Source organism: Demequina sp. (assembly GCF_024642165.1).
Classification (GTDB): domain Bacteria; phylum Actinomycetota; class Actinomycetes; order Actinomycetales; family Demequinaceae; genus Demequina.
This window is the reverse complement of the sequence record NZ_JAHEBP010000134.1, coordinates 1-5,304: the sequence shown is the minus strand read 5'-3', so window position 1 is coordinate 5,304 and position 5,304 is coordinate 1. Positions and strand designations below refer to the sequence as shown.

General features: G+C 71.1%; 4 protein-coding genes and 2 pseudogenes. All 6 read left to right on the top strand.

Features of this window, described 5'->3' with window-relative positions; genetic code table 11:
- Positions 1 to 1,373: pseudogene (locus Q0L54_RS10245) on the top strand (glycosyl transferase); the annotation flags it as partial.
- A 58-nt stretch (positions 1,374 to 1,431) separates the two neighbouring features.
- Positions 1,432 to 2,616, top strand: a complete 1,185-nt coding sequence (locus Q0L54_RS10240; protein ID WP_296667829.1) for an anti-sigma factor — start codon at positions 1,432 to 1,434, stop codon at positions 2,614 to 2,616.
- A 276-nt stretch (positions 2,617 to 2,892) separates the two neighbouring features.
- On the top strand, positions 2,893 to 3,705 hold the full coding sequence (locus tag Q0L54_RS10235; protein WP_296667827.1) for a DUF4397 domain-containing protein: 813 nt from the start codon (positions 2,893 to 2,895) through the stop codon (positions 3,703 to 3,705).
- A 17-nt stretch (positions 3,706 to 3,722) separates the two neighbouring features.
- On the top strand, positions 3,723 to 4,433 hold the full coding sequence (locus tag Q0L54_RS10230; RefSeq protein ID WP_296667826.1) for a class F sortase: 711 nt from the start codon (positions 3,723 to 3,725) through the stop codon (positions 4,431 to 4,433).
- Positions 4,430 to 5,023, top strand: a complete 594-nt coding sequence (locus Q0L54_RS10225; RefSeq protein WP_296667824.1) for a sigma-70 family RNA polymerase sigma factor — start codon at positions 4,430 to 4,432, stop codon at positions 5,021 to 5,023. The genes Q0L54_RS10230 and Q0L54_RS10225 overlap by 4 nt, the downstream gene beginning before the upstream one ends.
- Positions 5,010 to 5,304 (top strand): annotated as a pseudogene (locus Q0L54_RS10220) (anti-sigma factor); the annotation flags it as partial. The gene Q0L54_RS10225 and the pseudogene Q0L54_RS10220, both read left to right, overlap by 14 nt.

Sequence of the window (5,304 nt, the reverse complement as noted above, 5' to 3'; positions counted from 1 at the left end):
CCGGCATGGGCCGGGGCATGGGGTTCCGCGACTCCAGCCAGGACCTCCTGGGCTTCGTCCACCTGGTGCCCGAGCGCGCCCGCGAGCGGATCATCGACATCGCGTCGACGCAGTTCGAGGATGGCAGCGCGTATCACCAGTACCAACCGCTGACCAAGCGCGGCAACCACGCGTTGGGCTCGGGCTTCAACGACGACCCGCTGTGGCTGATCCTGGGCGTCGCCGCCTACATCAAGGAGACCGGCGACTTCGGGATCCTCGATGAGAGCGTGCCGTTCGACAACGACGCCACCAAGGCGGCCCCGCTCATGGAGCACCTCAGGCGCTCGTTCGACCACCCGCTGACCCACGCCGGCCCGCACGGTCTTCCGCTCATCGGCCGCGCGGACTGGAACGACTGCCTCAATCTCAACTGCTTCTCCACCGAGCCTGGCGAGTCCTTCCAGACCACCGGCAACAAGACGGGTGGCGTCGCGGAGTCCGTCTTCATCGCCGGCATGTTCGCCGCGATCGGCCCCGAGTACGCGGCGCTGGCACGCCGTCGTGGGGACGATGCGGAGGCGGCGCGGGCGGAGCGGGCCATCGAGACGATGCGCCGGGCGGTGGTGGACCACGGCTGGGACGGCGCGTGGTTTCGGCGCGCGTTCGACTACTACGGCAACCCCGTCGGGTCCGAGCAGAATCACGAGGGCAAGATCTGGATCGAGCCGCAGGGCTTCTGCATCATGGGTGGGATCGGCCTGGAGGACGGCAAAGCCGTCCAAGCCCTCGACTCGGTGCGGGAGCGACTCAATACTCCTCACGGCATCGTCCTCCTCAACCCGGCCTTCACCGAGTACAAGGTGGAACTGGGCGAGGTCTCGACGTACCCACCGGGCTACAAGGAGAACGGGGGAATCTTCTGCCACAACAACCCGTGGATCATCATCGCGGAGACGGTGGTGGGACGCGCGGAGCGGGCGTGGGAGTACTGGAAACAGATCGCCCCGGCGTACCGCGAGGAGCAGTCCGAGGTGCATCGCCTCGAGCCGTATGTGTACGCCCAGATGATCGCGGGCAAGGACGCGGCCCGGCACGGCGAGGCCAAGAACTCGTGGCTCACGGGGACCGCCTCATGGAACTTCGTCACCATCTCGCAATACCTGCTGGGTGTGCGGGCGGACTATGACGGCCTGGTGGTGGACCCGTGCATCGGCGCGGAGGTCTCCGAGTACACCGTGCGGCGCCAAATCCGAGGCGCCACCTACGTCATCCGCGTTTCCAACTCCGGCGGCAAGGGCGCCGCGCTCACGGTGAACGGCGAGCCGCTCGCGGGATCGCTGGTGCCGTACGCCGCTCCGGGCTCCGTGGTGGAGGTGATCGCGACCGTGTGAGCGGGTTCGGGCGGCCCGACGCGAGCGTGAGAGACTGCCGTTGAGCGAAGGGATGTGGATGACGACGTCCGGCGTGGAGGAGGCGTACCGGGAGGCAGGTCCCCTGGTGCACACCCTTGCGCTGCGCGCGCTCGGCTCCGTCGACGAGGCGGAGGACGTGGTACGCCGCGTCTTCGCGGCCGCCGCCGCCGGGGGATCGCTCGACGCGCGCGACCTGCTGCACGATGCGGCCGAGCGCATCACGGGCGACCTCGAGCGTCGCGTCCGCGCCAAGCTCGAGGCGCTCGACGATCCCGACATCCCGGTGGACGGCGTCACCGACCAGAAGGCGGTGGTGGCGGAGGCCGATCGCATCCTGCTGCGCACGTCCATGGACCGGCTGCCCACCGCGTCGCGAGAAGCCCTTGAGCAGGCGCTCGTCCACGGCTCCCCCCGCTACGAGCTCGCGATGACGCTCGGGATCTCGGAACCCGAGCTCGAGGAGCGCCTGCGGGACGCCCTGCTCGACCTGTGGTCGGGCGCCCGGCTGAGCGAGCCGCACGCGCCGCCGGAGGCGCTCGCCTCGCGCGCCATCGGGATTCGCGCCGCCGACGGGCACCGCGCGCACATCTCTGACTGCCCCGAGTGCCGCGACGCGTGGAGGTCCCTCAACGATCTGGTGGGCCAGGTGACCCGCCTGCCTGCCGCGGGTCCGGTGCTGCCGCCACGGGCGACGCTGTGGGACGAGCTTGTCAAGGTGATCGAGGCGGGCGAGGGCACGGAGCCCGAGGCGGATTGGCGGGAGGAGGCGCGCGCCAGCGCCGAGCGCGCGCATCGGAAGCGGACGCTCATCATGACCGCGGCGGTGGTGATGGCCAGCCTGTTCGTGGGCCTCACCGTGGTGCTGGCGCAGATTCTGGTCGAGCCAGACCGGCCCGTCATCGCCTCGGGCGTGCTCACCGACCCCAGGGAGGGGGGCGGGGACGCGGGCTCGGCGGCGGTCGAGGGCCGGGGTGATCAGGGCGAGGTGGTGGTCGTCAACGGCCCCTACGCCGAGTACCCGGATTCGTTCCTCGAGCTGTGGCTGATCCCCGTGGGCGGGGACCGCGTCTCGCTCGGACAGTTGACGTCCTCCCGCTACGAGGTGGCGGTGCCCCCGGGGATCGGCACCGCCGCGGGCGGCCTGATCGAGATCACGCGGGAACCGTGGGACGGGATCGCCGGACCCTCGACCGTGGTGGTCGCGCGCGGATCCCTGGGCTGACGCCGCACCCCCGAGCCCCCGACCACGCGGACCCCCCGACCACTCCTCCACACGGAGAAAGCACGTCTCCACCAGGGGCCACGTCCGATGTGCGGCAGATGGTCGTTTCGGCCCCATTCAGGGCGGTGGTGTGTGGAGAGGCGTCCGCGGATGGGGTCGGCGCCGCGTGTTCGCTCTGAGCAGAATTTCGAAACGGTGCATCCAAGACCCGCCCTCGCCCGGAAGTAGGGGTTGAAGGCACGTCGCAACCGGGCGGCGGCCGGAGAGGAGAAGGACATGCGCACTTCGATCATGGCCGGCGTCGCCGCCGGCACCCTGCTCGCGGCGGGCGCCGCAGCCCCCGCATTCGCCGTCGAGGACGGCAAGGCCGACCTCTCGGTCCTGCACGGCATCCCCGGGCTCACCGTCGACGTCTACGTCAACGGCGCCCTCACGCTCGACGACTTCGCCCCGGGCGACCTCGCGGGCCCCCTGTCGCTCGACCCGGGCACGTACTCCGTGGCGCTCACGGCATCCGACGCGGCCGACGACTCGGCTCCGGTGCTGGGCCCCATCGATCTTCCGCTCGCGGAGGGCATGAGCTACACCGCCGTGGCGCACCTCATGGCCAACGGTGACCCCACCGCGACGCTGTTCACCAACGACATCTCGGAGACCGCCTCCGGCGAGGGCCGCCTCACGGTCCGCCACACCGCGGCCGCCCCCGCGGTCGACGTGTGGGCCGACGGTGCCGTCGCGTTCTCCAGCCTGGAGAACCCGAACGAGATGATGGCCGACCTGCCGGCCGCCACGTACGAGGCCGCGGTCTCGCTCGCGGGCGAGACCGACCCGGTGCTTGGCCCTGCTGACGTCCCCGTCGAGGAGGGCTCGAACACCATCGTCTACGCGTGGGGCTCCGCCGCTGACGGCAACCTCGCGCTCGCCGTCCAGTCGGTCGCGACCCACACGGGCATGCCGGCCGAGGTGAGCGCCGGCACCCAGGGTCTCGCCGCTGATGGCGACGCCGTTCCGGTGGGCGTGATCGTGCTCGGCGCCGCGGCTCTGGCCGCCGCCGGTCTCGCGACCCGCGCGGTGCTGGTCCGCCGCTGACAATCCTGGGGCGGGGCGTGCCATCCCCCGGCACGCCCCGCCCCGCCACCATCGTGGAGGTCATGATGCGCCCGCTCGCTGCCGTCACCGTCGCCCTTATGGTCGCGGTGACGGCAGCGTGCGGCGCCACCGGGTCTCCGGGCTCGGCGCCGGTTCAGGCGTCGTCGGCTCCGGAGGCCTCGGCGTCCGTCATCGGTCCCGTCGCCGCACCGGTGGTCGACGGTGCGGTGGAGGTGTCGAAGGCCACGGTCGACAACCTCGGCTTCGCCCCCCAGCCCGACCGCCTCAGGGTGGAGCGGCTGGGCGTCGACATGGAGATCATCGACGTGGGCATCGCGCCCGACGGTGGCATGGAGCTGCCGGAGAGCGCCGGCGTCGCCGGCTGGTTCCGCCTTGGCGGCAATCCCGCGGGCGGGCTGCGGGAGGACCAGAACACCGTCATCGCCGCCCACGTGGACGATGCGGTGATGGGTCGCGGTCCCTTCGCGGAGCTGCGGGACGCTCGGGCCGGAGACCGGATCGAGGTGTCCGCTGAGGACGGCACCACGGTGGCTTACATCGTGGATCGCGTCGAGCAGACCTCGAAGCAGGAGGTCGACTTCAGCGTGGTCTTCGGAGCGCCCGATAGGGCGCTGGTCCTGGTCACGTGTGGTGGAAAATGGGACGCCGATGTGCGACATTACGAGGACAACGTCCTTGTCTGGGCCTTCCCGGAGGACGCACGATGACGTGGGCGGGGGCGACGCTGGTGGCGGAGGCTACGGTGAGAGACGAGCGGCCCGAGGGTCGCGCACTCGACCGTGAGTTCGCGGCCGGTGCCGAGGGCTCGCTGGAGCGGCTGTACGAATCATCTGCCACGTTGGTTCACTCGCTGGCGATGCGAGCGCTGGGCGACTCGGCCGAGGCCGAGGACGTCACTCAGCAGACGTTCGTGGCGGCCTGGAGGGGGCGCGACGGCTACGACCCCGACAAGGGTTCGGCCCGCGGTTGGGTGGTGGGCATCGCGCGCCGACGCATCGCGGACGCGCTCGACGCCAGATCGCGCGAGCGCCGCCGGCTGGAGGCGGTGATGGACACCCCGGTGACCCACACCTCTGATCCCTTCGCTCGCGAGGCGGACAGGATCATGGTCCGCAGCGAGGTTGAGAATTTGGGTCCACCGCGATCCACCATCGTGTCCCTCGCCTTCTTCGAGGGCCGGACCCACGAGCAGATCGCCGAGCATCTGAGCATTCCGCTCGGCACCGTGAAGAGTCACCTGCGACGTTCGTTGGTGACATTGAGACGAGGATTGGAGGCCGCCGATGCGTCACTGTGACGACGAGACACTCGCCGCGCTTGCGCTCGGCGAGCCCGTGGACGCCTTCGAGGCGTCGCACGCCAGGGAGTGCGTGCGCTGCGCCGCGGAGATCGCCGCACTGCGCGGTACCGCCGCGCGCCTGAGCGACGCCGCGCTCATCGAGCTGGTCGCCCCGCCCGCATCGGTATGGGCGGGGATCGAGGCGCAGGTCGCCGCCGACGGCGGCGGCTCGAGGCCCGTCTTGGTGCGCACCGCCGCTCCGGCGTTGGTTCACGCCCAGCCGGAGCCCGCCCCGGCGG

What these genes read in the sequence shown, in the direction of transcription:
- Q0L54_RS10240 (WP_296667829.1), top strand. Translation starts at nt 1,432, where the DNA reads ATGACGACGTCCGGCGTGGAGGAGGCGTACCGGGAGGCAGGTCCCCTG.
- Q0L54_RS10235 (WP_296667827.1), top strand. Translation starts at nt 2,893, where the DNA reads ATGCGCACTTCGATCATGGCCGGCGTCGCCGCCGGCACCCTGCTCGCG.
- Q0L54_RS10225 (WP_296667824.1), top strand. Translation starts at nt 4,430, where the DNA reads ATGACGTGGGCGGGGGCGACGCTGGTGGCGGAGGCTACGGTGAGAGAC.